Consider the following 26,378-nt stretch of genomic DNA (forward strand, 5'->3'; position numbering starts at 1 on the left):
ACTTGCCAACGCCGACTGCAACTGCCACGTTAAACGGGCTTGATTCACGCTGAGAACAGGGGGAGCAGATGGCTCACAAGTTTGAAATCTACAAAGACAAGGCTGGCGAATTTCGCGTTCGCTTCAAATACAACAACGAAGTGATGTTTGCGACGGAAGGTTATTCCAGCAAGGCGAGTGCGCAGAATGCCATCGATTCGATCAAGAAAAATGGCCCCGTTGCGCCCGTTGAGGATAATAGCTGAATCTCATTCAATGCCACAAAACAAAGCCCGCCGGTGAAGATCGGCGGGCTTTGCTGTATCGGCACAGTCGGTGCCAAAAAAAACTTACTTCGCTTTGTCGCTCGCCAAATACTCATCGCACCAGCTCGGGCCGGATGACTTCTTGACGTCGCCGAGCACCTGAATCGAGCGGATGACGTAGTCGGAGGAGACGTTGAGCTGGACCGAGCAGGAGAGGAATTCGGTGCGGGCAGAGGCGGTCTTCTTGCCCTTCTTGCCGTTTTCACCTTCGGCAAACTGCGCCGGGATCGTCCGCTTCTTGTAGCCGCCCTTCCAGGAATAGACGGTCATGTCGCCGCTGGAGACGTCCGACTGCGGCGGGCCAAAGGCGGCGAAGAAGACGCCGGCGGGCTGTCCCTTCCAGCGGGCTTCGACGGCATTGCGGGCCGGGCCCACGGTGGTGCAGCCGGCAAGCGCCAGCGCAAGGCCAGCCACAGTCATCAAGCGGAAATTCATCTGGTCACGTCCCTTTGGCTTTCGTTCTGAAACATCGGTCGCCCCGGCGGCGCAAAGCGCTGGTAGCCAAGGCTTGTCGCCTCAGCCTCTAGCGCTAAACCGATTGAAAGAAAATCAGCGGAACGACTTATATGCGCGGTCAGGCGCATAAATTTGCAAGCGTTGCCGAAAGGTCCCAGCACGGACGGCGGATGGCCGCCCAAACCCGGCGCCAGCGGCGATGAAACCGTCTTGTTGCAGCCTGGCGGGACGGGCGGGGCAGTGTCTGTTCCGGTGTTGTCGCGCGGCTTATCCTGTTGTTTTCAGGCCGCTTGCCGATTTTTCGCAATTGCGCCTTGTAGAAAGGAAAATGCTGTTCTATAGAGGCGCCGCTGGTCACGGAGTGTAGCGCAGCCTGGTAGCGCACGTCGTTCGGGACGACGGGGTCGGAGGTTCGAATCCTCTCACTCCGACCAGCTTGTTCAAGGCATTCAGTGCCTTTTTTCCCTTTATCTCAGATTTTTAGGATTGCCTCAAAATGGATCTTCCGTTTGTGCGGAAGTTGGCTGTGTGCGTTGTTTGCTCGCGCTCAGGGGCATAGGGTGAGCGCGGAGCATCCCGACCGCAGGTAAGTCCTCCCCCCAGCCTGTGACCGAGGGGAGGGCTGGTTCAGGCTTTGTACTTCCTGCCATTCTTATCCTTGGGGAGGGATATATTGGACCGAGCGCCGCCTTTAGCGACTTCAAATCCCGTCTGATGGGTCACGACGGATGGCTTCTTCATGGGCGATGGCACAGTAGCGGCAAATGCCGCACCTGCCAGGGTGCACGATACCGCGACAGCAAAAATGAACTTCATGATTTGTCTCCTTGGGTGCTCACAGGCTCCGTGCGGAGCGTGTCTCCCGTGCATGCGCAGGGAGAATCCGTGCCTAGCCCCACTGGCTGTCAAGGGACATACGGCATCCGTCGTATTTCGGCCGCCATCAGGGCAGGAGATGCAAGGGATAGTTACCGGTTGATGACCTGCGCGCCTGCGTTTGCACCGCCACGGCTGCCGGTATCAGGCATCTTGTCTCCGGGCTGGCGATCCACCCTGTATCGCACCGCAGTCTTGCTTGACCGAAAAACGAAATGTGAATTACAAAGGCTGACTTCTGCAGCGTTGCAGTCCCCATCATATCCCGCGCCCGCTGTCCCGGCGGTCACCCGGCTTCTCAGCAGGAATTCCCGCCGATGTTCGATATCTTATGGCGCAGTGTGGCAATCGGCGTGGGCGGAACTGTGCTGATGGACCTCTGGGCAGTCCTGCTGTGGCTTCTCGCAGGCCAGGGCAAGCCGAACTGGGCGCCGGTCGGCCGCTGGTTCTGGCACCTGCGCACCGGAAAAGTCTTTCATGACAATATCGGCACGGCTGAGCCCTACGCCCATGAGCAGGCGCTGGGCTGGATCAGCCATTATGCCGTCGGCATCGCCTACGGTATCCTGCTGGTCGCCATAACCGGACCTGTTTGGCTGGCAGCACCCACCTTCCTGCCGGCCTGGATCGTCGGCATCGTCACCATCGGCGCCGGCTGGTTCCTGCTGCAGCCGGGCCTCGGCATCGGCTGGGCAGCCTCCAAGCTGCCGAATGCCAACAAGGTGCGGTTCCTGAATTTCCTCTCGCACACGGTTTTTGCCGCCGGTATGTACGGCACGGCACTGCTCCTGGCTTAAGCAGGATGTTTCCTGCCACCGGCGTGCTATGGCTAGCGAGCAGAATGCCGTTTGAGGACATGACTTGAAAAAGATAGACGACCTGATCGCTTCCGTGACCAGCATCCACGACCGCTACAAGGCAGGCCGTATGGAGCGCGAAACCGTGCGCGAATGGGTGCTGGGCCTCGGCGGCTATCCGGAGCCATATGCGGAGCCGCTGAGCGCTGCCGCCGTGTGGTTTCGCCCCTTGCGGGACATGGAGCTGGATGCGTTGAGGGCAGCAGACCTTGAGCGGTTGAAGGCCATCGTCGAGGCTGGCGGGGCTTGATCACAGCAAACCCGCAGCGGTTCAACGGCCGCTGAGACCACGAGGCCGCAGATCCTTCGAACGTTTGGTAGAAATGCCGCGAGCGCTGCCGCCGATCTTGTGCCGGCGGCAGCGCTCGCGCGATAGAGCCATGTCAGATGCCGCCGGCAGCATCCTCGAAGATCTGCGACGCTTCGCTGGCAGTCATCCGCAGCAGGTCGGTTTCGTCGCGGCGGCGGGAGAACAGCTCGGTTGCCATCAGCTGGTCGGCCAGATCAGCCGGTAGCGAGAGGACCACGCGGGTCTCGTCCGAACGAAGGCCGGTCACCGAGGAGCGCTTGGCGGTGATCATGCCACCGGCCACCGTGTTGTTGGTGTCCGGATCGATCAGGATGAAGGCGCCGGTGGTGCGGTTCTGCTCATAGGCGTCAAAAACGGCATTCTCATCGAAGGACAGATGGACTTTGCCGATGCCGTTCATCGCCAGGACGCCCGTCCGCTGGTGCCAATTGCCGGTCTTCAGGTCAAGCTGGCTGAACGGGTTGGCCGTGACGCGCTGGCGCCGCGAGCCGCTTTTGAGCCAGTAGCGCCGGCCCGGCTGAATGCCCTCCGACTGCAGGGCAACGAGGTGAGCTTCGAAATCAAGGCCGACCTGCGGCTGGCTTTCGAGCGAAACAATCATGTCGCCGCGCGACACATCAACCTGACGGTCAAGCACCAGCGTGATCGCATCGCCGGAAACGGCGGCGTTGCGCACGAGATCGAAAGTGATGATCTTGGTGACATTGGCCACCATGCCCGACGGCAGGATGACGACCGAGTCGCCGGGCTTGACGGAGCCGCCGGCAACCGTACCCTGATAGCCGCGAAAGCTTTCGCCGGGACGCGAGACGCGCTGAACCGGCAGGCGGAAGCCAACGGTCTGGGCGGAGCGGACCGTTGCCAGTTCCAGCACCTCGACCAGCGTCTGGCCCTCATACCAGGGCATGGCGGCCTTGCCGTCATAAACGACGTTTTCGCCCTTCAGCGCCGACATCGGGATGGCGGTGATCTGGCGCACGCCGAGCGATACGGCGAGTTCCCGGAATTCGTGGGTGATCTGCTCGAAACGGGCGCGGTCATAACCGACGAGATCGAACTTGTTGACGGCCAGCACGAACTGTTTGATGCCCATCAGCGAGGCGATGGTCGCATGGCGGCGTGTCTGTTCCAGAAGGCCGGTGCGGGCATCGACAAGCAGTACGGCCAGATCGGCGGTCGAGGCGCCGGTTGCCATGTTGCGGGTGTACTGTTCGTGGCCGGGGGTGTCGGCGACGATGAAGGAGCGCTTGTCGGTGGCGAAATAGCGGTAGGCGACATCGATGGTGATGCCCTGTTCGCGTTCGGCCTGCAGGCCGTCGAGCAGAAGCGCGAAATCGGGCAGGCCGAGGTCGTTCTGCTTGCCACTGTCACGGCGCAGCGTTGCCGCCTGGTCTTCCTTGACCGCCTTGGTGTCCCAGAGCAGACGGCCAATCAGGGTCGACTTGCCGTCATCGACGCTGCCGCAGGTGATGAGGCGCAGCGGGCGCGTGTCGCGCACTGCGCGCGTGGGCTCGACCGCCGGGAAAGCAGTCACGGTGCCGGTGGTAACCTCAGTCGCTTGAGCGGTTGCGGAAACGGTCATCAGAAATATCCTTCGCGCTTCTTCTTTTCCATCGAGCCGGACTGATCGCGGTCGATGGCGCGGCCCTGCCGTTCGGAAACCGTGGCGATTTCCAGTTCGGCAATGACCTCTTCAAGGTTGGTGGCCTTAGAGGGGATGGCGCCCGTCAGGGGAAAGTCGCCAAGGGTGCGGAAACGGATCGAACCATGCTGGACGGTTTCACCGGGCAGCAGTTCCAGCCGTGGATCTTCGGCGAGGATCATCATGCCGTCGCGCTCGATATAGGGGCGCTCCTTGGCATAGTAGAGCGGCACCAGCGGGATGTCTTCCACCTGGATGTAGCGCCAGATATCGACCTCGGTCCAGTTCGACAGCGGGAAGGCGCGCACGCTTTCGCCCTTGCGGATCATGCCGTTATAGACGTTCCAGAGTTCAGGCCGCTGCGCGCGCGGATCCCAGCGATGCTCGGGCGTGCGGAACGAGTAGATGCGTTCCTTGGCGCGGCTTGCCTCTTCGTCGCGGCGGGCACCGCCGAAAGCGGCGTCAAAACCGCCGGCATCCAACGCCTGGCGCAGGCCTTCGGTCTTCATGATGTCGGTGAACAGCGCCGAACCGTGGGTAAACGGCGTGACGTTCTCGGCCTTGCCGCGCGGATTGATGTGTTCGATGAAGTCGAGATCGTATTTTTTGACGATATCATTGCGGAACGCGATCATCTCGGCAAATTTCCAGCCGGTATTCACATGCAAGAGCGGAAACGGCACGCGGCCGGGATAGAACGCTTTTCGCGCCAGATGAAGCAGGACGGAACTATCCTTGCCGACGGAATAGAGCATGACCGGCTTGTCGAATTCGGCGGCCACTTCACGAAAGATGTGGATCGCTTCGTTTTCGAGCGCCTTCAGATGCGGATCGAGCGGTGTCTTGGCCGTCTGCGGATTGTGCAGTTCCGTTTCCGGAAGAGTACTGGGCATTTCAAGTCTCCGGGAGTGTCTGTGATGCGAGCCTGCGCGGATTATCGCGCACTGCCGCTTGAATGGGGGCTGCTGGAAAGGGGGGCGCTTGAGATCGAGGGTGTCTGCGGGATCGCCGAGGCTGCGGTTTCTGCGACATGAAGGCCGCATTCGCGCGTCTCGTCGTTTTCCCACCACCAGCGGCCGGCGCGCTCTGGCTCGCCCGGCTTGATGGCACGGGTACAGGGCTCGCAGCCGATCGACGGATAACCACGCGCATGCAGCGGATTGACTGGTATTTCTTCGGCCGCAACATGGGCACGGATCGTCTCGATGTCCCAGTCGGCAAGCACATTGATCTTGATCAGTCCACGGTCGGTATCGGCTTCGGCAAACGGCGTTTCCGCGCGGTTGCCCGATTGCCCGCGGCGCAGGCCGGTGATCCAGAAGGATGCCCCTTCAAGGGCACGCGCAAGCGGCTTGACCTTGCGCGCGCCGCAACAGGCATGCCTGGCTTCGATGCTGTCATAAAAGCCGTTCAGGCCATATTTGGCGGCATAGGCGTCGATATCGTCCTGTTCGGGATGAAATCGCTTGATCAGGATGCCGTAGGTTTCTTCGGTCTTGTCGATCAGCGCCACGGTCTCGTTGAAGAGGCGGCCGGTTTCGAGCGTCGAGACTTCGATGCCATGTTTGCCGGTGCCGATCGCAGCCGTAATGACCTGATCTTCGATGCCGAGGCTGGTGGTGAAGACCGATTTGCCCTCAAGCGCCGCGATCAGCGCCAGCCGGCCGGAAAGATCGAGATTTTCCAGTTGGCTGTTGAGCGCTGTGGCGCGGTTTTCAAGCGATGCGGATGTCATGGGAGGATATCCTGTTCTGTTGCCCCGGAATATCGCAGCCGTGTGCGACAAAAGACAGAAAAACGGATTTCTAATGTTGGCCGATCAGAGCAAATATCTCTCAGATCGGCAAATAACGCAGAATAGCGCCAGAATGCCGTGTTTTAGGCATAAAATCTATGAATTTTATGGTTTATCCCCGCTCTGCATCGGTGGTTTCGCTTTGCTATGCTGAAACATGAAAGAGCCGGACACAAGGCCCGGCTCTTTCATGTTCCGGTGTGACGGCTCTTAACGGAAAGACAGGTTCTGGTCTTAGAATTCCACCCAGTCGCCACCCTGTGCCCTGCCACCGACAGCATAAACCTTGGCCGTGTGCGGTGCATGCAGAGGCGCTGCGCGGCTTGCGCTCTGCGGGCTGGCACGTGTTCCGCTTGCCACCCTTTCGCGGCCGCCGCTGGTCTTGAAACGGGTCAGGAGTTGCGTCAGCGCGCCGGCCTCGTTGGCAAGGCTGTGGCTCGCTGCGGTGGATTCCTCGACCATGGCGGCGTTCTGCTGGGTGCCCTGGTCGATGGTGTTGACGGCAGTGTTGATCTGCTTGATGCCGGAGGACTGTTCGCGTGCACTTTCGACGATCGCGGTCACATGCGTGCTGATTTCCTGGACCTCGGCAATGATGCCTTCAAGCGCCGTGCCGGTTTCGCGCACCAGCGAGACACCGGACCGAACCTGGCCGCTGGAGGCAGCAATCAGCGTCTTGATCTCCCGTGCGGCCTGGGCCGAACGCTGGGCAAGTTCGCGCACCTCCTGGGCAACGACGGCAAAACCCTTTCCGGCATCGCCGGCACGGGCAGCCTCGACGCCGGCGTTCAAGGCGAGAAGGTTGGTCTGGAAGGCGATATCGTCGATGACACCGATGATGTTGGAGATTTCCCGCGAAGAAGCTTCGATGCCGCTCATCGCATCGATGGCATTGCCGACGATCTGGCCGGACCGTTCGGCAGCGCTGCGGGTGCGCACCACCAGTGAGCCCGCTTCTTCCGCCCGCTTGCTGGCATCCGAGACAGTGACCGAAATCTGGTCGAGCGCTGCGGCGGTTTCCTCGACCGAGGCTGCCTGCTGTTCGGTGCGCTTGGACAGATCGGCGGCGGCCGAGCGGATTTCGGATGCACCGGCGCTGATACCACGGGCGGTTTCACCGACGGATCGCAGCGCATCCTCAAGATTGCCGACCGAACTGTTGAAATTGCTGCGCAGCGCATCGAGATGGGCGGCAAGGGCGGTATCGATCCGGTAGGTCAGGTCGCCTTCCGCCAGCTTGTCGAGGCCGAAGGCGAGCGCGGAGACTGCCGACTGCACCTCTGCCGCCTCGGCAGCCTTCTGGGCTTCGCGCTCTTGCCGGTCGCGCTCGGAAAGCGAACGGTTGCTCTCTGCTTCCTTCTCAAGACGCAGGCGGTCATGGGCATTGTCGCGGAAAACCGCGATGGCGCCGGCCATCTGGCCGATCTCGTCGCGGCGGCCTTCGCCAAAGATCGCGACATCGAGATTGCCGCCCGCCAGCTGACGCATGGCTTCACGCAGCCGCGTCAGCGGCCGGAACAGACCGGCGATGACGAACCAGACCGTGGCTGCAAGCGCTGCCATTGCAAACGCCGCAATGATTGCTTTCGACAGGATGAGACTGTCTTTTTCCGCCTTGGCAGCCACCAGCTCGCGGTTGGCCTCTGTCAGCTGCAACTCGATCAATTCGCCGATCCGCAGGCTGAGCGGGTCGATGACGGTATAGAGTTCCTTGTCGATAAACTGTTCGAAGGCGGGGCGATCACGCTGCTGCATGATGTCCTGCAGGTTCTGTATCGCTGCAGCACTGGCAGCACGCGCTGCATCAAACGCATCGGCCAGCATCTTTTCAGCTTCGGTCAGCTTGGTTGCCTCATAGGCAAACCATTTGGCCTCGATGGTCAAAAGGGCATCCGCGACGGCCTTGGCACCGGCGGTCCAGTCGAGCGCGCCGCTGCGCACCTTGTGGGCGGTATCGACGATATTGACGGCGTACATGTCGGCAACGGTCTTCAGTTGCGCCACCGGCACCAGCCGATCGGCGACGATGGACTCGGTGCGCTTGGAGATGGAGGTCATCGCGTTGAAAGCCGTTGCGATCATCACGACCATGGAAAGAGCGATCAGAAACAGGCAGGTGAGCAAGCGTGATTTGATTGTCATGGGTCTACTTCTCGGTTGCCGGCAAGGCACGCCTCCGCAGGCGATGACAGCGCAAACGAACGCACCGGCACGCGACAAACGATTGGCCTTGGCAAGGTGGTTATGACGATCGGGCGGGACACCGGAAACAGAGGGCGATGTCCCATCATGGGCCGCCGCCAAGTGTCCGCTCTGTCAACAGAATTAACAATTGAAGATTAAAAATGATTAAATTATAAGTTGCATTCGCGGTTTAGTGCACGTTTTCTAGGCAAAAAGTCGCAATTCGTGCAAATCGTATGGCTAACGCAGGATAATGCGCAGGGTTCGAGAACGCCTTATCCCTGCGCATTTGCCATTTGATAGTCTGCCCTTATTGCCCCAAGCATTACCGGTCGCTGGTCTCCCAGCGCGGGTTGATCCACGGTTCCTGATTGGAACGGGGCAGGGGCTGCTTGCCGAGAATGTGATCGGCGGCCTTTTCGCCGGTCATGATCGAGGGGCCATTGAGATTGCCGTAGGTGACATGCGGGAAGATCGAACTATCGGCCACACGCAAACCATCGACACCGATGACGCGGGTTTCCGGATCGACCACTGCCATCGGATCATTCTTGTCACCCATCCGGCAGGTGCCGCAGGGGTGATAGGCGCTTTCCAGATGCTCGCGCAGGAAGGCGTCGATCTGATCGTCGGTCTGGACGCTCTCGCCCGGCTGGATTTCCGGGCCGCGATACTGATCGAACGCCTGCTGGCCGAAGATTTCGCGGGTGAGGCGAACGCAGTGCCGGAACTTTTCCCAGTCTTCTGGGTGGCTCATATAGTTGAACTGGATGACCGGATCCGCCTTCACGTCCGGCGAGCGCAGCGTCACCGAGCCGCGCGACTTCGAGTGGTTATAACCGACATGCACCTGGAAGCCGTGGCTCTTTGCCGCCGCCTTGCCGTCATAGGAAATGGCGACCGGCAGGAAGTGATACTGGATATCCGGCTGCTTGATGCCCGGTGCGGAGCGCAAGAAAGCGCAGGCTTCGAACTGGTTTGACGTACCGAGCCCGGATTTGGTGAACATCCACTGCGCACCGGCAACACCTTGCCAGAACCACGGCAGCCAAGAATAGAGCGAGACCGGTTTGGTCGAGACCTGCTGGAAATAGAACTCCATATGATCTTGCAGATTGGCGCCGACACCCGGCCGGTCGGCCTTCACCTCGATACCCATCTCCTTCAGGTGCGCGCCCGGCCCGATGCCCGACAGCATCAGCAGTTTCGGCGAGTTGAAAGACGACGCCGAGACGATCACCTCGCGATTGGCCTTCACCACCTCGATCGTGCCACCACGCTCGATTTCGACACCGACGGCCCGGCCGTTTTCGATGACAATTTTGCGGGCATAGCAGCGGATGATTTCGACATTGGCGCGCTTGAGTGCCGGTTTCAGATAGGCCGATGCCGCCGACCAGCGCCGGCCGTTGTGGACCGTCTGCTCCATCAGGCCGAAACCTTCCTGCTTGGAGCCATTATAGTCGTCGGTCAGCTCGAAGCCGGCTTGCTGTCCGGCATCGACAAAGGCCTTGAACAGCGGGTTCTTGTAGGAGCCGCGCCGCACGTGCAGCGGCCCGTCGGTGCCGCGCCAGCCATCCTCGCCGCCATGCGAATTTTCCATCCGCTTGAAATAGGGCAGCACGTCGGCATAACCCCAGCCACGGGCGCCAAGCTCTTCCCACTCGTTATAGTCTTCCATCGAGCCGCGCACATAAACCATGCCGTTGATCGACGACGATCCGCCGATCACTTTGCCACGCGGTGCCGTGATGCGCCGATTGTTGAGATGCGGCTCGGGTTCAGAAAGATAACCCCAATTGTAACGGCTCATGCTCATCGGCCAGGCAAGCGCCGCCGGCATCTGGATAAACGGCCCGAAATCGCTGCCGCCAAACTCCAGCACCAGCACCGTGTTCTTGCCGTCCTCGGAGAGGCGGTATGCGAGTGCGGAGCCTGCGGAGCCCGAACCGATGATGACGAAATCTGCGCTTTGCATGGTGGTTGTTCTTTCCTGCTCTCGCGTCCGCTGGCCGGTTTTTGGTGTCTGCTTATTTTCCTCCCGTCATCCTCGCCCTTGTGGCGGGGATCCAGCAGCGGCGCGTCTGCGCCGCTAAAGGACTCCTTTCACGCGACAGACGTCGCGTGGCTGGATTCCTGTGACAAGCACAGGAATGACGGAGATATTTTCATGCCCTTGCCACAGGGCGGTTTATCAATACGGCGACTGAACCGGGCTCATCGCCACATAGACACTCTTCAGCTCCGTGTAGTGATTGAGCGCCGCCAGCGAGTTTTCCCGCCCGAAACCGGACTGTTTCGATCCGCCGAACGGCACTTCGACGGGGGCGAGGTTATAGGTGTTGATCCACAGCGTGCCGGCCTCGAGCCGGTCGACGACGCGGTGCGCGCGGGTGAGGTCGGACGTGAAGACACCGGCTGAAAGCCCAAACTCGGTGCCATTGGCGCGTGCGATCACCTCGTCCTCATTATCGAAATCGAGCACGCACATCACCGGCCCGAAAATCTCCTCGCGGGCGATTGTCATTTCGTCGGTGACATCCGCAAACACGGTCGGCTGGATATAGGTGCCTTCGGCGGACACGTCGTTCGGGATGCCGCCGCCGGTCAGAAGCGTAGCACCTTCGGCCTTGCCCTTTTCGATATAGGCAAACACCTTGTCGAGCTGGGCGCGCGACACCATCGGCCCGAGCTGGGTTTCCTCGACCATCGGGTCGCCGATGATGATCTTTTCGGTGCGCTCCTTCAGCCGCGACAGGAATTTCTGCTTGATGCCCTTCTGCACGAAGACGCGGGTGCCGTTCGAGCAGACCTGGCCGGTCGAATAGAAATTTCCGAGCATGGCGCCGCCGATGGCGCTTTCGAGATCGGCGTCGTCAAAGACGATCAGCGGCGACTTGCCGCCAAGTTCCATCGTCACATGCTTGAGCTGGGAAGCCGCAGCCCCCGCCACCTTGCGGCCGGTCTCGACCGAGCCGGTCAGCGAGACCTTGGCGACGTCCTTGTGGTTGACCAGCAGCGGCCCGGTCGAGCGGTCGCCCTGGATGACATTGTAGAGGCCCTTCGGCAGACCGGCCTCAAACAGGATTTCGGCGATCTTCAGCGCGCCGAGCGGGGTGTTTTCCGACGGCTTGAACACCATGGCATTACCGGCGATCAGCGCCGGCGCGCCTTTCCAGCAGGCGATCTGCTGCGGATAATTCCAGGCGCCAATGCCGACGCAGACGCCGAGCGGTACGCGCTTGGTAAAGGCAAAGTCGCCGCCGAGCGGGATATAGTCGCCGTTCAACGCCGCTGCGGCGACGCCGCCGAAGAATTCGAACGCGTCGGCGCCGGAGGTTGGATCGGCAACGATTGTTTCCTGGATCGGCTTGCCGGTATCGAGCGTTTCAAGCTCCGACAGTTCGCGGTTGCGCGTCCGCATGATGTCTGCGGCGCGCTTGAGGATACGGCCGCGCGCCGTCGGGCTCATGGCCGCCCATTCGCCCTGCGCGCGCTTGGCGCTGGCGATCGCCCTGTCGACGATGGCAGGGGTGGCCGCATGCAGCCGGGCGATCACTTCGCCAGTCGCCGGATAGATGCTGTCGAAGGCGGCGCCGTTGATATCCTCGACATATTCGCCGTCGATGAAATGGGAGGCTGGTGGCTGGGCTTTCATCTTTATTCCCCTCGCGGAAAGCGTTTGGATTCTTCGAGATTGTCGAGATTCATATGATTGCGCATGTAGCGCTCGGATGCTTTTTGCAGCGGCTGGTGATCCCACGGATAATAGGCGCCATTCCTCAGCGCCTCATAGACCACCCAGCGCCGTGCTTGGCTTTCGCGCACGGCGGAATCGAAGGCTTCCATGTCCCAGCGGCTGTCGCGCATCGCCTGAAAGGCGCGCAGTGTCGGCGCATTTGCGGGCACGGTGGCAAGGTTGGTCAATTCCAGCGGATCGGCCTCGAGATTGTACAGTTGGTCCGGATCAAGCGGGCAATGGATATATTTCCACTTGCCTTCGCGGATGCCGACCAGCGGCGCATAGGAACCTTCGGCGGCATATTCCATCAGCACCGGCGCGATGCGCTCTTCGCCGTTGATCACCGGAAGCAGGCTTTCACCGTCGGTCCAGGGCATGATCTCGTCCATCGAAATCCCGGCGAGATCGCAGAGCGTCGGCGTCAGGTCGAGATTTGATGTTGGCGCCAGATGCAGGCCGGGCGTAATGCCGGGGCCGGCGACCATCAGCGGTACACGGGCCGAACCCTCGAAGAAGTTCATCTTGAACCACAATCCGCGCTCGCCGAGCATGTCGCCGTGATCCGAGCAGAACAGGATCAGCGTATCGTCGAGCATACGGGTGCGCGTCAGCGTATCGACGAGTTCGCCGACCTTTTCGTCGAGATAGGAAATATTGGCGAAATAGGCCTGGCGCGAGCGCTTGACGTTCTCTTCGGTCACCGAAAAATTCTGGTAGTCGCAGGCATGGATCAGCCGCTGCGAATGCGGGTCCTGCTCTGAAACCGGGATCTCGCCGACTTCCGGTAGAAGCTGGTCGCAGTCGTTGTACAGATCCCAGAATTTGCGGCGCGCGACATAGGGGTCGTGCGGATGGGTAAAGGAAACGGTGAGCGCCCATGGGCGGCGGGCATCATCGCCGTGTTCGCGGCTGAGATGATAGAGCTTCTGGTTGGCCAGAAACGCCACCTCGTCGTCATATTCCATCTGGTTGGTGATTTCGGCAACGCCGGCACCGGTGACGGAGCCGAGATTGTGATACCACCAGTCGATCCGCTCGCCCGGCTTGCGGTAATCCGGGGTCCAGCCGAAATCGGCGGGATAGATATCCGTCGTCAGCCTTTCCTCGAAACCATGCAGCTGGTCGGGGCCGACGAAGTGCATCTTGCCCGACAGCGCCGTGTAATAGCCGACGCGGCGCAGGTGGTGCGCGTAGGTCGGGATCGACGAGACATATTCGGCGGCATTGTCATAGACCTGCGTGCGGCTTGGTAGCTGTCCGGCCATCAGCGAGGCGCGGGCAGGGGCGCAGAGCGGGGAAGACGTGTAATTGTTGCGGAAGCGCGCCGAGCGCTTGGCGAGCGCCTTCATATGCGGCGCGTGCAGGAAGTCCGCCGGACCGTCGGGAAAGAACTTTCCGTTCAGCTGGTCGACCATGATGATGAGAATGTTCGGCCGGGTCATGCGGCATCTTCCTGTGTCTGGCGGGCATGGAGATTGAGCGTGATATAGTCGTCGGTCAGCGCGATCGAAGCATCTGCCGTCACCGGCGAGGAGCCGAGCGCCCTGCGAATATAAAGCCCGTCGATCATCGCCGCCGTACCCTCAGCGATACGCTGCGCATCATCTGCGACACAGAGCTGCTTGAGATTGGCGACAAGATTGGAATGCAGCCGGCGCGCATAGATCACCAGGAACCGGCGTGTCTCTTCGGAACGCTGCGCCTCGGAATAAAAAGCAAGCCACGCGGCAACGGTTTCCGGCGCGAACTGGTCGGCCTGGAAGCTGACGCGCACAATCGCCGACAGGCGCTCGCGGGGTGTTCCGGCGGTATTGAGCGCCGTCACCGTATCGTCGCGCAGCTGCTTTAGAAGCGAGCGCACGGTCTCGACCAGCAATTGCTCCTTGCTGCCGAAATAATGGTGTGCCAGCGCTGCCGAAACACCGGCCTGCCGGGCGATGTCGGACATGGTGACCGACAGCGTGCCCTGATCGCCGATGACATGCAGCGCCGCATCGACAAGCGCCTTGCGGCGCACCGGTTCCATTCCGATTTTTGGCATTCGCCATCCCCTTGTTGCCTGCAGCTTATTTTTGATTGATTCATCAATCAATAAAAAAATTGAGCGAAAATCGGGAATTTTTGAGGGCCTGTTTTCAGCGAAGCCTGCCAGTCGAACATCTCTCAGCAGCTGGCGGCGACCTTAACGGCAGCTGTTTGGTTGGCAATGAATTTGCTTCAAACTCAAATGCCAGAAATGACAAGGTACTGATGACGTTCAAGGAGCTTGCGAACCCGGGTTTCGAATTGGTCGAGGAATCTTAATAGCGCCTTCTGATGAAACCTGTATCGTCGTGGTAGCAAGCCAGGGGCTACGACATGCTTCCGAACGACTGCCCTCAACCCGGTATTCCTGCGAATATCACGGCGCAATTCTGGAAATCGAGACAGGATTTCGATCCACGTTTCTCGCGAGACCCAGGTGACGCCCCAATGACGATACTTCGTCCCCCAGTCGGGGAAGGACCGCGCAACAATCCCTTCGATGAAGAGGAAAGCTTCCTCCCTGACGTTGAAAGCACCGGGATGATAACGATCAAAGTCTTGGGTGTCGCAAAAAGAATGGTCACAAGGGATAAAATCGAAGGTCAATCCGCCCCTGGGGCCAGATAAAACCTTGTAGTGAATTTGCATCGGAAAAGCGGACACCGTGTGCCGCACAAATGGACGATGGCGTTCAATATCAACAAGATCATTGGAAGGTCAATGCTTGCCTCTGCATCGGATCGGATGAACAGCCGGCTTCATGGCGGCAGGAGCAAGCGCGTTCGGTCGCCCTCTTATCGGCCCCTCAATCCGTTTCCCATTGAAAGCCGATCGCCCATGGTAGACAGTTCCGGATAGGCTCGCTTTCACTGATCGGAGACACCAATGAAATCCCTGTTTCTCTCCTGGCAGGCATGGGCGCTTCTGTCTGCGGCATTTGCTGCTCTCACCGCCATCTTCGCCAAGATCGGCATCGAAAACGTCAATTCCGATTTCGCCACCTTTATCCGCACCATCGTCATCCTGCTTGCCATCGGGTTGATGCTGCTTCTGACGGGAAACTGGCAGGAGCCATCGACGGTATCGGGCAAAAGCTGGCTGTTTCTGGTTCTGTCGGGGCTGGCGACGGGAGCGTCTTGGCTCTGCTATTTCCGGGCGCTGAAGATGGGCAATGCGGCGCAGGTTGCGCCGGTCGACAAGCTGAGCGTCGTGCTCGTCGCTATGTTCGCCGTCCTTTTTCTCGGCGAGCGGCTCTCTCCCGCCCATTGGCTCGGCGTCGGCATGGTCGGCTGCGGCGCAGTGCTTTTGGCGTTGAAAATCTAGCGCGAATTTCACAATCGGGGTATCGGACGTTAAAACGTTATTATTCTATCTGGGATTACATCGCTCCTATCATATTGAATTGAGGGTTGTATTATGGCGCAGAGTTCCGACATCGTTGTCAGGCCGCCGCTTGGCGAAAAATGGGGCTGGTTTGTCGCCCTTGGCGTGGCACTGATCATGGTTGGCGGTATCGCCTTCGGCAATGTCATGGCAGCGACGGTGGCCTCGGTCTATTTTGTCGGCATGCTCATGCTGATCGGCGGCATATTGCACCTGGCGCAGGCTTTTCGCGTCAAGAAATGGGAAAGCGTGTTCTACTGGATCCTCAGTGGTGCCTGCTACACCGTTGCCGGCGTCTTTGCCTTTCTCAATCCGATGCTTGCCTCCGCCGCTCTGACCTTGCTGATGGCTGCTGCCCTGATCGTTGCCGGCACCCTTCGCATATGGACGGGGTTCAGACTGCGGCCGCTCGCCGGTTGGGGATGGATTGCGCTCGGCGGTCTTGTCACGCTTGTTGCGGGCCTGATCATTTCAGCCGGCTGGCCGGTCAACAGCCTGTGGATCCTCGGCCTGTTCCTGGCCATCGATCTGGTCATGCAGGGCCTTGCCCTCATCGCCTTCGGAGTGCTCGCCAAAGGGTAGCGGCAGGTTGCGGTACCATACCTGCGTTGTGCCACTAACTCTCGGCAGTCATTGAACTTTCATGAAACTGTCATGCTGGGGAAACGGAAAATTCAGGCCTGCGGAACGATCCTTGGCGCGATCTGATATCGCCTCCGGAGTTCCCCATGTCCGCCGTCCCCGCCGAAATGCTGTCGCTTCGCCGTTTTGGCAATGACCAGATCCTCACGCTGGCCAAGCTCGCGATCGAGAATGCCTTCCAGCCGATCGCGGAAATCGCCACCGGGGCTGTGTTCGGCTACGAAACGCTGATGCGCGGTTTCGAGCGGCTGGGCTTCAAGTCGCCGATCGAACTGCTCGACAAGGCCGAGGAGGCGGGGCAGCTTCTGGCGCTCGAGCACATGATCAATACCCGCGCCTTTGCCGGTTTTGCCAGCCTGCCGGATTTTTCTGCACGTACCCTGTTCGTCAATTTCGACAGCCGGTTGATCGGCCACGAAGGCGATCTCGTCGAGCGGCTTGGCAAGCACCTGAAACGGTCAAATATTCCGCCATCGTCGATCTGCTTCGAACTGTCGGAACGCTTCGATAGCGGCAAGATGCCGGATTACTCCGGTCTGGTAAAACGTCTGCGGCTGGCGGGTTTCAAGCTGGCGATTGATGATTTCGGTGTCGGCTTCAACGGTCTGAAACTGCTCTGCGACCAGCCGGTGGATTATCTGAAGATCGACCGGCATTTCATCTCAGGCATCGAATCCAGCCCCCGCAAACGCCATATGGTCCGCCACACGGTCAACACGGCCCATGTGCTCGGCACACGGGTGATTGCCGAAGGGGTGGAAACCGAGGCCGAGTTCGCCACCTGCCGCGATCTCGGTTGCGATCTCGTCCAGGGCTATTTCGTCGCCCGCCCGACCGTGCATTTCGCCGATCTGCAGCCTGCCTATCCGCATCTGGAACAGACTGCGGGTGCGCGGCGCCAGTCCACCTCGCTCGACAGCATCCTCATCCGCAAGCAGGTCGAGCAGGTGCCGGCGCTGCGCGAGAACGACGATCTGGATTCGGTGTTCGAGCTGTTCCGCCGCTCGCCGCAGCGCAGCTTCTTTCCGGTGCTGAATGCCAATGGCGAGCCGCGTGGCGTGCTGCATGAATATCACGTCAAGGAAATGATCTATCATCCCTTCGGCCGCGACCTCCTGAAGAACCACCTCTATCAACGCCATATCTCGCATTTCGTCAGCCCGGCGCCGATCGCCGATCTGGAGACACCGGCCGATGAAATGCTGAAAATCTTTGCCGGCATGGACGGCAGCGACTGTGTGATTCTGACGGAAAACATGCGCTATGCCGGTATCCTGTCGGCCTCGTCGCTGCTGAAGATCATCAGCGAAAAACAGCTGAAGACGGCGCAGGAGCAGAACCCGCTAACCGGCCTGCCGGGAAACCGCGCTATCCGTGATTATGTCCAGGGTGCGGTGCTCGATGCCGACGAGGCGCGCTATTTCTGCTATTGCGATTTCGACAGCTTCAAGCCGTTCAACGATCACTACGGCTTCCAGAAGGGCGATCTGGCGATCTCGCTGTTTGCCGCCCTGATGCGCCGGCATTTCATCGGCGAGGAAAAGTTTTTGGGCCATGTCGGCGGCGACGATTTCTTCATCGGCGTCGGCGGCTGGACGCGCGAGGAGGTGACGACCGTTCTCTCCCGCGTTCTGTCGGAATTCCGCAGCGACGTGCGCCAGCTTTATTCGCCTGAACACCGCGAAGCCGGCTATATGACCGGCCACGGCCGCAGCGGCGAGACCACCGTCTTTCCGCTGATGCGCTGTTCCATCGCCGTACTGATCCTGCCGGAAGGCTTTGTCTTCTCCGACGCCCAGGCCGTCAGCGCCCGCATTGCCGAGATCAAGACCCTGGCCAAGGACAGCGACGACGGCCTGGTCTTCGAGACGTTTGGCGCCGTGCAGGTCTGATCCCGGATTGCACCGCGCGTTGAAAACGAAAACGGGCTGAAACCCGTCATGGGTTCCAGCCCGTTTCTGCATGATCCCGAAGCGTCTAGCCGCGATCGGGTACGCTCATGCGAACGGTATTGATGTCAGTTCATCACCGGCGTCACCATCGTTGCCTGATGCTTCTTGCCCATCGTTTCATAGGCGATCGTCACTTTCTCACCGACCTTGAGGCCCGGATTTTTGAAGGCCGCCGGCAGCATGTATTTGGTGCCGTTCTTCAAGGTCACGGTCATCGCCTTCATGTCATAGGCGCGGATGGTGCCGGTCGTGGTACTCGCCGCAAAGGCGGCCGATGACAGGGAGATGGCGGAAAGGATCGTCAATGAGGTCAGAAGAGCACGCATGGTGTCGTCCTTGTTTGTCCCCGCGTGGGGCCGGTCGTCAAAACCGTCCGAAGCCCGTCGCGTCGCGGCTGGGGAACCGCCGGCGGCTCCCGGTTCGACTGCAACGCTAGGCTGGGTTTTTGGCGTCTTCAAATTAAAGAAACTTAATGTTTGTGGGATCCAGGACGGCGCAATTTTGCCACGATGCGGCGCAGCGTTTGCCGCTCGGCGGCCCGAGTCGGAACGGTGCGGGTGGCGGATGAAAAACAACGGCTTAGCCGTTCAGACTGTAGACAAAGTTATTTTCTCGTCATTTGGGATGTCGCTTAGGAAATTTGCGATTGTCAAATCCTCCGTCATTCCTGTGCTTGTCACAGGAATCCAGCCAGCTCAAGTCCTTGAGCTGAAAGAGTCTTTTGACCCGACAGACGTCGGGTCGCTGGATCCCCGCCACAAGGGCGAGGATGACGGAGAATTGGGTGCCGATCTCGCGAGATCATCATTTCAGAGTTTGTCAGCAGTTTGAACCGCTTTGCCGTTTTCATCCGGCGCGCTAGATAACCGGTCAGCACCTTTCAAGGAGAACACTGTGACCCTGCCGAGCAAAATGACCTATGTCGACCTGCCGTCCCCCGGCGGCCCGGAAAAGATGGTTTTGGCACGCGGGCCATTGCCGGAGTTGAAGCCCGGCGACATCCTGATCCGCGTCGAGGCCGCCGGCGTCAACCGTCCCGATGTGCTGCAGCGGCTGGGCATCTATCCGCCGCCGCCCGGTGCGAGCCCGGTCCTTGGGCTGGAAGTGGCCGGCGAAGTGGTGGCGATGGGCGAGGGGGCCGAAGGCTTCATCGTCGGCGACAAGGTCTGCGGCCTTGCCAATGGCGGCGGCTACGCCGAGTTCTGCGCGCTTCCGGCCACACAGGCGATGCCCTGGCCGAAGGGTTTTGACGCGGCACGCGCGGCAGCGCTTCCGGAAACCTTCTTCACCGTCTGGGCCAATGTCTTCCAGATGGCCGATCTGGTCGAAGGCGAAAAAATCCTCATCCATGGCGGCTCCAGCGGCATCGGCACCACCGCCATCCAACTGGCCCGCGCTTTCGGCGCCGAGGTCTTCGTCACCGCCGGAAGCAAGGACAAGTGCGACGCCTGCATTGCGCTCGGCGCCAAGCGGGCGATCAACTACCGCGAGGAGGATTTCAAGTCGGTGATCCTTGAGGAAACCGGCGGACGTGGCGTCGATGTCATCCTCGACATGGTCGGCGCTCCCTATTTCGACCGCAACATCGCATCGCTTGCCAAGGACGGCCGCCTGTCGATCATCGCCTTCCTCGGCGGCGCCGTGGTCGAAAAGGCCAACATCGCCGCCATCCTCGGCAAGCGCCTGCACATCATGGGCTCCGCCATGCGGCCACGCACGTCGGTCGAGAAGGAATCGATCCGCGACGATCTGGAAGACAATGTCTGGCCGTTGCTGGAGGACGGCGACATCGCGCCGGTCATGCACGCGATCGTGCCGTTCACCGAGGTTGCCGAAGCGCACCGCCTGATGGAGGCCGGCGATCATATCGGCAAGATCGTCATGACGTTCTAAAGTCTAAAGCAGCGGCTCTTGCAATCGGCAAGAATCGGATTACCTTTACTTCATCATCAATTGAACGAAAGGAAGGTGATCCAGTGTCTAATGAGATTTCAAACCTCGTAACGGGCATGGGAGTTGTAGTGATCGGAACGGGGCAGCCCTCGATCTGAAACCATCTTCCTACGGGTCGTGTCTTTGAGAAGATGCGGTCCGGGCCTCTTACCTGGCCAAAACTCATGGAGGGCCGCTGTGAAGCGGCCCTTTTTGTTTGTCGTCTACACCCCGAACCGCCCCAGCGCCGGGATCTTCACCCCCGGGTGCATCACATCGATCCCCGCAACCAGTCCCATGAAATGCACCTCGAAACCGCTGCGAACACCGGCTGAAATACCAAGCAGACCGTAGAGCGTCGCGTGCATATCCATTCCATCCGCATCGACCGAAAACAGCTTGCCCTCCGGCAGATAGTCGCGGCCGACGGCGTCCGGCGGTAGAACTGCGCCGAGCTCGGGCACTGAGCGCAGTACATGGGCGACGAACGTATTGGAGTTCGGCCCCGGCCAGATCCGGTAGCCACCGGGCTTCGAATAGGGGTAGGACTGGATCGCCTGCTCGATCTTCGAAATCAGCCGCGTGGCTTCGTCGCCCTTGATGCTGACAACCAGTTTCGGGGCGTTCGAGTACCAGCGTGCATCGGCCGGATAACCATTGCGGCGGATCGGCGAGCCCCAGCCGACCTTGTCATAGCGATTGTAGGCCATGTCGCCCTGTCCCTTGGTGACGATCCAGGAATGGCTGGAGACGGCCCCCTTCATGCCGCCCGTCGTGGCGGAGAAAATGTAGATCGCCGCATCGGGAGCATCTTTCGGCTTCCGCAGGATATGAGCCGACGTCCAGTCGGCCTCGCGCCAGTTTGCCGGCCTTTCCTTGACATACCACCAGCCCGCGGAAGCGAGCGCCGGCAGCAGATAAACGAACAGGATGGCAAGAAATAGCCTTCGAACAAATTTCATGGGTGGGTCCGGGTTTTGCGTTGCTTTGTCTTGGTCTAAAGACAGGGGAGAAGTTGGATTTTTGAGGGCACAACCATGTCGAACCCGGTTCTTGTTGAAGTCACGCGCGGAAATCTGGTCGAAAGCCGTCACCGCGGCATGGCGATCGTCGTCGATGGCGATGGAAATACCGTGTTTTCGCTCGGCGAGACCGATACCGGTGTCTTTCCGCGTTCGGCCTGCAAGGCCATGCAGGCGCTGCCGTTGATGGAAACCGGTGCCGCCGACGCCTACGGCTTCGACAAGCGGGCTTTGGCGCTGTCCTGTTCCTCCCACAATGGCGAACCGGAACATGTGGCGCTGGCCGCAGAAATGCTGGCGGCAGCGGGCCGGGATGTCTCGACGCTCGAATGCGGCGCCCACTGGTCGATCAATCAGGACACCATTGTCAACCAGGCGCGCTTGCTGGAACACCCGACGGCGCTGCACAACAATTGCTCCGGCAAACATGCCGGCTTCATCTGCGCCTGCTGCCATAGCGGCGATGAGCCCGCCGGTTACGTCGGTTATGACCATCCGTTGCAGCGCGAAATCCGTGGCGCCATGGAAAGCCTGACGGGCGCGGTTCTTGCCCATGACAATTGCGGCACCGACGGCTGCTCGATCCCGACTTACGCCGTGCCATTGAAAGGGCTTGCCCACGGCTTTGCCAAGATGGCGACCGGCAACGGCCTGGAGCCGCTGCGCGCCAAGGCTTCCAAACGCCTGATCGAAGCCTGCATGGCTGAGCCCTTTTACGTCGCCGGTAGCAAGCGCGCCTGCACGCGGCTGATGCAGACAGCCCCCGGCCGCATCTTCGCCAAGACGGGTGCCGAAGGCGTGTTCTGTGCCGCCATTCCGGAAAAAGGCATCGCCATCGCGCTGAAATGCGAAGACGGCACCACCCGCGCCGCCGAAGCCATGATCGCCGCCACGCTCGCCCGTTTCTTTACCGGCGAGCCGGAGTTGCAGGACAGTCTGATGGCGCAGGCTAATCATGCGATGAAAAACTGGAACGGTATCCATGTCGGCGATGTCCGGGTCACCGGCGCTTTCGCCTGATCCTCACGCCTCGATGATCCGCACCGCTTTCTGCCGGTAGGGCGCGCAGGTCTCCGGCGCCATGCCGGCGGGTATGATCAGGGCTGCCATGTCCTCGACACCGGTTATGTGATGTGGCGAGACTGCGCCGAGTTTTTCCTCCGTCAGCAGTGTCACCGTTTCTGCCGATTGGGCGGCAATGGCGCGCTTGATGGCGGCTTCTTCATAATCGCCGGTCGAAAGGCCGTGCGCCGGATGGACGGCCGTGGCGCCGAGGAAGAAGATGTCGGGCCGCAGCATGCCGATCGCCGCAAGGGCCGCAGCGCCCGTCGAAACCATCGAATGTTTGTAGAGCCTGCCGCCGATCAGGATGACCTCGGCCCGGTGTTTTTCCAGAAGGGCGGCGATCGCCGGGCTGTGGGTCGCGATCGTCAGGTTCATCTCGCGCGGCAGGGAGCGCACCAGTTCGGCATTGGTGGTGCCGCCGTCGATGAAGATCAGTTGTCCCACCCGCACCAGTTCCGCCGCCTTGCGCCCCAGCCGTTTCTTGACATCGGTGGACATCGTCTGACGGGTTTCGAGATCCGGAAGCAGCGGCGTCACCGGCAGTGCGCCACCATGCACCCGCTTCAACAGCCCAGCCGATGCCATGTCGCGCAGATCCCGCCGGATCGTGTCTTCCGACAGATCGAGTTCCTGTGCCAGTTCACCGGCAATGATCTGCCCGTCACTGGCCAGTCGTGCTGCGATCAACGCCCGCCGTTGTGAAGTCAGCATTTTGGTCTCCAAAGCATATCTTGACTCTGCATGATATTGCATGATTTATCGTGAAATATCCAGATTAATCTGGAATTTTCGTGTAAATTAATGGAGAAAACCATGCTGATTTTGATTGCTGGCCCCTACCGATCCGGCACCGGCGACGACGCTGAAAAGATGGCCGCAAACCTCAAGCGGCTGGAGGCGCCGTCGCATGCGCTGTTTCAGGCTGGGCATGTGCCGATGATCGGCGAATGGGTGGCGCTGCCGATCTGGCATGCGGCGGGCGGGCGTGAAGTTGGCGACGATCTCTACGAACAGATTTTCCACCCCGTTGCCGGGCGGCTCCTGCAGCTTTGCGATGCCGTTCTGCGGTTGCCGGGCGAGAGCAAGGGCGCAGACAATGACGTGCGGATTGCCCGCGAGCGCGGCATTCCCATCTATTTCGGGCTGGAGGACGTGCCGGGTTGTGCCGTGACCACGCCTGCCTGATCGCGGGCTGGCGAACCTCCGGCGCGGTTGCTATGGTTCGCGCCGGAACATGGTTTGGATTTGGCCAATGGAGAGAATGCCTGCATGCTGAAGCTTTATTTTTCGCCGGGCAGCTGCTCGCAGGCCTCTCATATTGCCCTTGAGGAGACTGGTTCTGCCTACGAGGCCGAAAGGGTCGATTTTGGCATTCAGCAACAACGGTCTGCCGAATTTTTGCACCTCAACCCGAAAGGCCGGGTACCAGCGCTGGTGACGGAGCGCGGTGTCATCACCGAATCTCCCGCTATCCTTGCCTATATCGGCCAGAGATTTGCAGACACGCCGATCGGTGTCCCGCAGGACGCATTCGAGTTTGCGCGCATCCAGTCTTTCAATGCCTATCTGTGTTCGACTGTGCATGTCGCGCACGCGCACAAGCGCCGTGGCAGCCGCTGGGCCGATGATCCGGCAGTGATCGAGGCCATGACCTTGAAGGTCGCCAGCAATATGAGCGATTGTTTCGAGCTGATCGAGACCACGATGTTTTCCGGACCGTGGGTTATGGGGGAGGCCTATTCGATCGCTGACCCCTACCTCTATACCTTTACCAGCTGGCTGGAAGGCGACGGTGTCGATCCCAGGCGCTTTCCGAAAGTCTACGAACACAGCCAGCGCATGGCCGAGCGCCCGGCCGTGAAAAAGGTTCTGTCCGTCGCTGCGGGCTAAGGCCGAGGCGTTGCAGGTGCTGTGAAATTGGCGGCAAGCCGCCTCGGCGCCTTCTGCCGCCAGGCGGCGATCAGCCGCTCTGTCAAATCCCGGTCGCCGATGACATTCAGGCGAACCAGCATGGCCGGCCAGCCCCTGTAATGATCGGTTTCGAAATAGAGTTCGGGCGCCAGCTCGATCAGCATGGCCTTTTCCTCCAGCGCGCACATGACGACGAGAATGCCTGCTTCCTTGATCCGCACGAACATCTTGCCGCACACCTGCAGCGCCGGGGTCCCGTAGGAGGTTCCGGGTGCGACTTCGGGCAGGCCCGCCGTTGTGGCGAGCCGTGTTACCCGTTCGAAATCTCCGTCCTGATTGCCGGTCATGATCCTGTCCGCTGAGGCAGATCAATGTCCGCCTAAAACGAACCCGCTTCAAGCCTTGGTGTAAACTCAGGCCTGGCATGCCTCGCAGGGCAGTTTCGGCGACAAGCGAACCGTATTGCCTGGAAACGGCAGGTCGCCGAGTTCGCGTGTATCCATCCGGGCAATGTCCGGGTGGCGCAACGGGTCGCGGCTCCAGTTTGCCGGTGCGTCATCGTCTGCGGGGGCGGGAAGCAGCTGGTCCAGTATCGAGAAAATCTTCAACATGGCATCACCATCCTTCTTCGATGGTCACATGATCCTCCTAGTTCACAGCAATTTCAATTGAGATTGTGGCGCGGGTGCTATAGAAAAACTATATGAAGGATCTGAGCAGCATTCACCTCAATGGATTGCGGGCGGTCGAGGTTGCCGGGCGACTCGGTTCGCTGCAGGCGGCGGCCAGCGAGCTTGGCGTCACCATCGGTGCCGTCAGCCAGCAGATCATCAAGACCGAGAAACAGCTTGGCCGCGTTCTCTTCGAGCGCAGCCCACGCGGCCTGGTGGCAACGCCGTTCGGCGAAAGTTTTCTGCCCCGCCTGACCGGCGGTTTCGACACGTTGGATCAGGCTGTCGCTTCGGCAAAGCGGCGCGACGAAACGATCCTGACGATCTCGGTCGCCCCGGTGTTTGCGGCGCGGTGGCTGGTCCATCGTCTGGATCGTTTTACCGAGAAACACCCCGATATCCGACTGCGTATCGATGCGACGACTGCGTTGGTCAATCTGGAGCACGCCGGTGTCGACATCGGCATTCGCGTCGGTTCTGGAGATTGGCCGGGCGTCAAGGCCGAGCTTCTCTTGGCGCAGGAGATTTTTCCGGTCTGTTCCCCGGCCATTGCAGAAAAACTGAAGCAGCCGGCGGACCTTTTGAATATCCCGGCCGTCATCGATGGTCATTCCACGGTCATCTGGGAGATGTGGCTGCGCGAGGTCGGGCTGTCGGGCAAGCAGATGGTGACGCGGCATGTCTTCAACGATGCCTCGCTGTGTCTCGATGCGGCAATTGCGGGCCAGGGGGTGATGCTCGGTTGGCAGACGCTGGCCGCCTATTCGCTGATCGAGAAGCGGCTGGTCATGCCTTTCCCGATCCGGGCGACGACGGGGTTCGGGCATTATTTCGTCACGCCACCCACGCGCCGTGAAACCAAGACAGTGACGGCCTTCAAGCAATGGGTGCGTGACGAAATCGCCGAGAGTATGCGGCGTCTCGGTTTCGAATAGGCGTCAGGCGGCCTGCGCTTCCTTGCGCCGCGCGGCCATCATTGCCTCAAACGCCGGCCGTGCATGGCAGCGGCCCAGCCAGGCTTTCACAGCGGGATATCTGTCGAACAGATAGGTCTCGCTCATCGCATAGCGCAGCACTTCCGCAAGGTTGAGATCGGCGACGGTGAAGCGGTTGCCGACCACGTAGTCCTGTGTCTGCAGATGCTGTTCGAGCCGCGCCAGCGGACGCTCCAGCCCCTTGACGCAGGCCTCGATCAGCGCCTTGCCGTCCTGGGTATTTTCCGAGCCATTGTCATAGGTCAGCACGATCTTCACCGTATAGGGCTCAACCTCCGTTGCCGCCCATAATGTCCAGGCCGTCATCTCGCCTTCTTCGCGCACGTTTGCTCCAGCCAGCGGGCCACCATGTTTGCGGGCGAGATAAAGGTTGTTGGCGAGTGATTCCGCCAACACTAGCCCGTCATCCTCGATCGCCGGGATCAACCCCATCGGGTTGACGGCGAGGAACGAGGCCGACTTGGTATTGATCCGTGCATCTGCGGCCAGCGGATCGGCCAGCAGCCGTGCCTGGATGACCGGCACAGACTGGAAGGGAATGCCGAGTTCCTCCGCCATCCAGTAATTGCGCGAGGCGCGCGAGCAGTAAACTCCGTAGATCGTCAGCATGTCT

At 60.3% G+C, this 26,378-nt stretch carries 28 protein-coding genes and 1 tRNA gene; 13 read left to right on the top strand and 16 right to left on the bottom strand.

Going from position 1 to position 26,378, the window contains the following annotated elements; translation table 11 throughout:
* The first annotated feature begins 68 nt into the window (after window positions 1–68).
* Window positions 69–245: a YegP family protein gene (locus ACQY8Q_RS18205; protein WP_113316089.1), complete on the top strand. Its 177-nt coding sequence runs from the start codon at window positions 69–71 to the stop codon at window positions 243–245.
* 84 nt (window positions 246–329) lie between these two features.
* On the opposite strand, the gene ACQY8Q_RS18210 is transcribed toward ACQY8Q_RS18205, so the two are convergent.
* Entirely contained in the window at window positions 330–740 is a 411-nt protein-coding gene (locus ACQY8Q_RS18210) for a hypothetical protein (protein ID WP_428427858.1), read from the bottom strand.
* 378 nt (window positions 741–1,118) lie between these two features.
* Between ACQY8Q_RS18210 and ACQY8Q_RS18215 the strand changes: the two genes are divergently transcribed.
* Window positions 1,119–1,195 (top strand) — tRNA-Pro (locus tag ACQY8Q_RS18215).
* 193 nt (window positions 1,196–1,388) lie between these two features.
* Here the strand turns inward: ACQY8Q_RS18215 and ACQY8Q_RS18220 are convergent.
* Complete coding sequence (locus ACQY8Q_RS18220) at window positions 1,389–1,577, bottom strand: hypothetical protein (RefSeq protein WP_428427859.1); 189 nt, start codon at window positions 1,575–1,577, stop codon at window positions 1,389–1,391.
* Window positions 1,578–1,954: 377 nt separating this feature from the next.
* On the opposite strand from ACQY8Q_RS18220, the gene ACQY8Q_RS18225 reads away from it, so the two are divergent.
* Window positions 1,955–2,434, top strand: a complete 480-nt coding sequence (locus ACQY8Q_RS18225) for a DUF2938 domain-containing protein (RefSeq protein WP_428427860.1) — start codon at window positions 1,955–1,957, stop codon at window positions 2,432–2,434.
* A 64-nt stretch (window positions 2,435–2,498) separates the two neighbouring features.
* A complete protein-coding gene (locus ACQY8Q_RS18230; protein ID WP_428427861.1) occupies window positions 2,499–2,744 on the top strand; it encodes a hypothetical protein in 246 nt (81 codons plus the stop codon).
* 133 nt (window positions 2,745–2,877) lie between these two features.
* On the opposite strand, the gene cysN is transcribed toward ACQY8Q_RS18230, so the two are convergent.
* The 8 genes from cysN to betI form a co-directional block, all read right to left on the bottom strand.
* Window positions 2,878–4,386: a sulfate adenylyltransferase subunit CysN gene (cysN, locus tag ACQY8Q_RS18235; protein ID WP_428427862.1), complete on the bottom strand. Its 1,509-nt coding sequence runs from the start codon at window positions 4,384–4,386 to the stop codon at window positions 2,878–2,880.
* Window positions 4,386–5,339, bottom strand: a complete 954-nt coding sequence (cysD, locus tag ACQY8Q_RS18240) for a sulfate adenylyltransferase subunit CysD (protein ID WP_428427863.1) — start codon at window positions 5,337–5,339, stop codon at window positions 4,386–4,388. The genes cysN and cysD overlap by 1 nt, the downstream gene beginning before the upstream one ends.
* 41 nt (window positions 5,340–5,380) lie before the next feature.
* Window positions 5,381–6,181 (bottom strand): phosphoadenylyl-sulfate reductase, encoded by an 801-nt coding sequence (locus tag ACQY8Q_RS18245; protein WP_428427864.1) that lies wholly within the window; start codon window positions 6,179–6,181, stop codon window positions 5,381–5,383.
* A gap of 294 nt (window positions 6,182–6,475) precedes the next feature.
* Complete coding sequence (locus ACQY8Q_RS18250; protein WP_428427865.1) at window positions 6,476–8,383, bottom strand: methyl-accepting chemotaxis protein; 1,908 nt, start codon at window positions 8,381–8,383, stop codon at window positions 6,476–6,478.
* Window positions 8,384–8,750: 367 nt separating this feature from the next.
* Window positions 8,751–10,403, bottom strand: coding sequence for a choline dehydrogenase (gene betA / locus ACQY8Q_RS18255; RefSeq protein ID WP_428427866.1), 1,653 nt, complete (start codon window positions 10,401–10,403; stop codon window positions 8,751–8,753).
* Window positions 10,404–10,619: 216 nt separating this feature from the next.
* On the bottom strand, window positions 10,620–12,083 hold the full coding sequence (gene betB, locus ACQY8Q_RS18260; protein WP_428427867.1) for a betaine-aldehyde dehydrogenase: 1,464 nt from the start codon (window positions 12,081–12,083) through the stop codon (window positions 10,620–10,622).
* A gap of 2 nt (window positions 12,084–12,085) precedes the next feature.
* A complete protein-coding gene (betC, locus tag ACQY8Q_RS18265) occupies window positions 12,086–13,609 on the bottom strand; it encodes a choline-sulfatase (protein WP_428427868.1) in 1,524 nt (507 codons plus the stop codon).
* The gene (gene betI, locus ACQY8Q_RS18270) at window positions 13,606–14,208 is read right to left on the bottom strand and encodes a transcriptional regulator BetI (RefSeq protein WP_428427869.1); all 603 of its coding nucleotides are present in this window, start codon (window positions 14,206–14,208) and stop codon (window positions 13,606–13,608) included. The genes betC and betI overlap by 4 nt, the downstream gene beginning before the upstream one ends.
* 869 nt (window positions 14,209–15,077) lie before the next feature.
* Between betI and ACQY8Q_RS18275 the strand changes: the two genes are divergently transcribed.
* The 3 genes from ACQY8Q_RS18275 to ACQY8Q_RS18285 all read left to right on the top strand — a co-directional run bounded on the left by ACQY8Q_RS18275 (window position 15,078) and on the right by ACQY8Q_RS18285 (window position 18,109).
* Window positions 15,078–15,515, top strand: a complete 438-nt coding sequence (locus ACQY8Q_RS18275; protein WP_428427870.1) for an EamA family transporter — start codon at window positions 15,078–15,080, stop codon at window positions 15,513–15,515.
* Window positions 15,516–15,608: 93 nt separating this feature from the next.
* Window positions 15,609–16,157: an HdeD family acid-resistance protein gene (locus ACQY8Q_RS18280; protein ID WP_428427871.1), complete on the top strand. Its 549-nt coding sequence runs from the start codon at window positions 15,609–15,611 to the stop codon at window positions 16,155–16,157.
* 146 nt (window positions 16,158–16,303) lie between these two features.
* Window positions 16,304–18,109, top strand: a complete 1,806-nt coding sequence (locus ACQY8Q_RS18285; RefSeq protein WP_428427872.1) for a GGDEF domain-containing protein — start codon at window positions 16,304–16,306, stop codon at window positions 18,107–18,109.
* 125 nt (window positions 18,110–18,234) lie between these two features.
* Here ACQY8Q_RS18285 and ACQY8Q_RS18290 read toward each other — a convergent pair whose 3' ends face one another.
* Window positions 18,235–18,495 (bottom strand): DUF1344 domain-containing protein, encoded by a 261-nt coding sequence (locus ACQY8Q_RS18290; RefSeq protein ID WP_428427873.1) that lies wholly within the window; start codon window positions 18,493–18,495, stop codon window positions 18,235–18,237.
* Window positions 18,496–18,733: 238 nt separating this feature from the next.
* Here ACQY8Q_RS18290 and ACQY8Q_RS18295 point away from each other — a divergent pair, with 238 nt between their 5' ends.
* Complete coding sequence (locus ACQY8Q_RS18295; protein ID WP_428427874.1) at window positions 18,734–19,000, top strand: hypothetical protein; 267 nt, start codon at window positions 18,734–18,736, stop codon at window positions 18,998–19,000.
* A 63-nt stretch (window positions 19,001–19,063) separates the two neighbouring features.
* Window positions 19,064–20,062, top strand: a complete 999-nt coding sequence (locus ACQY8Q_RS18300) for an NAD(P)H-quinone oxidoreductase (RefSeq protein WP_428427875.1) — start codon at window positions 19,064–19,066, stop codon at window positions 20,060–20,062.
* Window positions 20,063–20,325: 263 nt separating this feature from the next.
* On the opposite strand, the gene ACQY8Q_RS18305 is transcribed toward ACQY8Q_RS18300, so the two are convergent.
* A complete protein-coding gene (locus ACQY8Q_RS18305) occupies window positions 20,326–21,063 on the bottom strand; it encodes a DUF3750 domain-containing protein (RefSeq protein WP_428427876.1) in 738 nt (245 codons plus the stop codon).
* A gap of 75 nt (window positions 21,064–21,138) precedes the next feature.
* Between ACQY8Q_RS18305 and ACQY8Q_RS18310 the strand changes: the two genes are divergently transcribed.
* Window positions 21,139–22,143 (top strand): asparaginase, encoded by a 1,005-nt coding sequence (locus ACQY8Q_RS18310; protein ID WP_428427877.1) that lies wholly within the window; start codon window positions 21,139–21,141, stop codon window positions 22,141–22,143.
* A 3-nt stretch (window positions 22,144–22,146) separates the two neighbouring features.
* Here the strand turns inward: ACQY8Q_RS18310 and ACQY8Q_RS18315 are convergent, their stop codons facing one another.
* The gene (locus ACQY8Q_RS18315) at window positions 22,147–22,899 is read right to left on the bottom strand and encodes a DeoR/GlpR family DNA-binding transcription regulator (protein ID WP_428427878.1); all 753 of its coding nucleotides are present in this window, start codon (window positions 22,897–22,899) and stop codon (window positions 22,147–22,149) included.
* A 102-nt stretch (window positions 22,900–23,001) separates the two neighbouring features.
* On the opposite strand from ACQY8Q_RS18315, the gene ACQY8Q_RS18320 reads away from it, so the two are divergent.
* Both ACQY8Q_RS18320 and ACQY8Q_RS18325 read left to right on the top strand, forming a co-directional pair.
* Window positions 23,002–23,373 (top strand): DUF4406 domain-containing protein, encoded by a 372-nt coding sequence (locus ACQY8Q_RS18320; protein ID WP_428427879.1) that lies wholly within the window; start codon window positions 23,002–23,004, stop codon window positions 23,371–23,373.
* A gap of 84 nt (window positions 23,374–23,457) precedes the next feature.
* Entirely contained in the window at window positions 23,458–24,078 is a 621-nt protein-coding gene (locus ACQY8Q_RS18325) for a glutathione S-transferase family protein (RefSeq protein WP_428427880.1), read from the top strand.
* Here ACQY8Q_RS18325 and ACQY8Q_RS18330 read toward each other — a convergent pair.
* Together ACQY8Q_RS18330 and ACQY8Q_RS18335 are read right to left on the bottom strand one after the other, a co-directional pair.
* Entirely contained in the window at window positions 24,075–24,446 is a 372-nt protein-coding gene (locus tag ACQY8Q_RS18330) for an MmcQ/YjbR family DNA-binding protein (protein WP_428427881.1), read from the bottom strand. The two genes, ACQY8Q_RS18325 and ACQY8Q_RS18330, sit on opposite strands and share 4 nt — an antisense overlap.
* Before the next feature lie 66 nt (window positions 24,447–24,512).
* Entirely contained in the window at window positions 24,513–24,710 is a 198-nt protein-coding gene (locus ACQY8Q_RS18335) for a hypothetical protein (protein ID WP_426228745.1), read from the bottom strand.
* 92 nt (window positions 24,711–24,802) lie between these two features.
* Here ACQY8Q_RS18335 and ACQY8Q_RS18340 point away from each other — a divergent pair, with 92 nt between their 5' ends.
* Entirely contained in the window at window positions 24,803–25,705 is a 903-nt protein-coding gene (locus ACQY8Q_RS18340) for a LysR substrate-binding domain-containing protein (protein WP_428427882.1), read from the top strand.
* Between the two features lie 3 nt (window positions 25,706–25,708).
* Here the strand turns inward: ACQY8Q_RS18340 and ACQY8Q_RS18345 are convergent, their stop codons facing one another.
* A complete protein-coding gene (locus ACQY8Q_RS18345; protein WP_428427883.1) occupies window positions 25,709–26,374 on the bottom strand; it encodes a glutathione S-transferase family protein in 666 nt (221 codons plus the stop codon).
* Window positions 26,375–26,378 lie beyond the last annotated feature (4 nt).

The organism is Pararhizobium sp. (assembly GCF_965279435.1).
In the GTDB taxonomy this organism is placed as follows: domain Bacteria; phylum Pseudomonadota; class Alphaproteobacteria; order Rhizobiales; family Rhizobiaceae; genus Pararhizobium.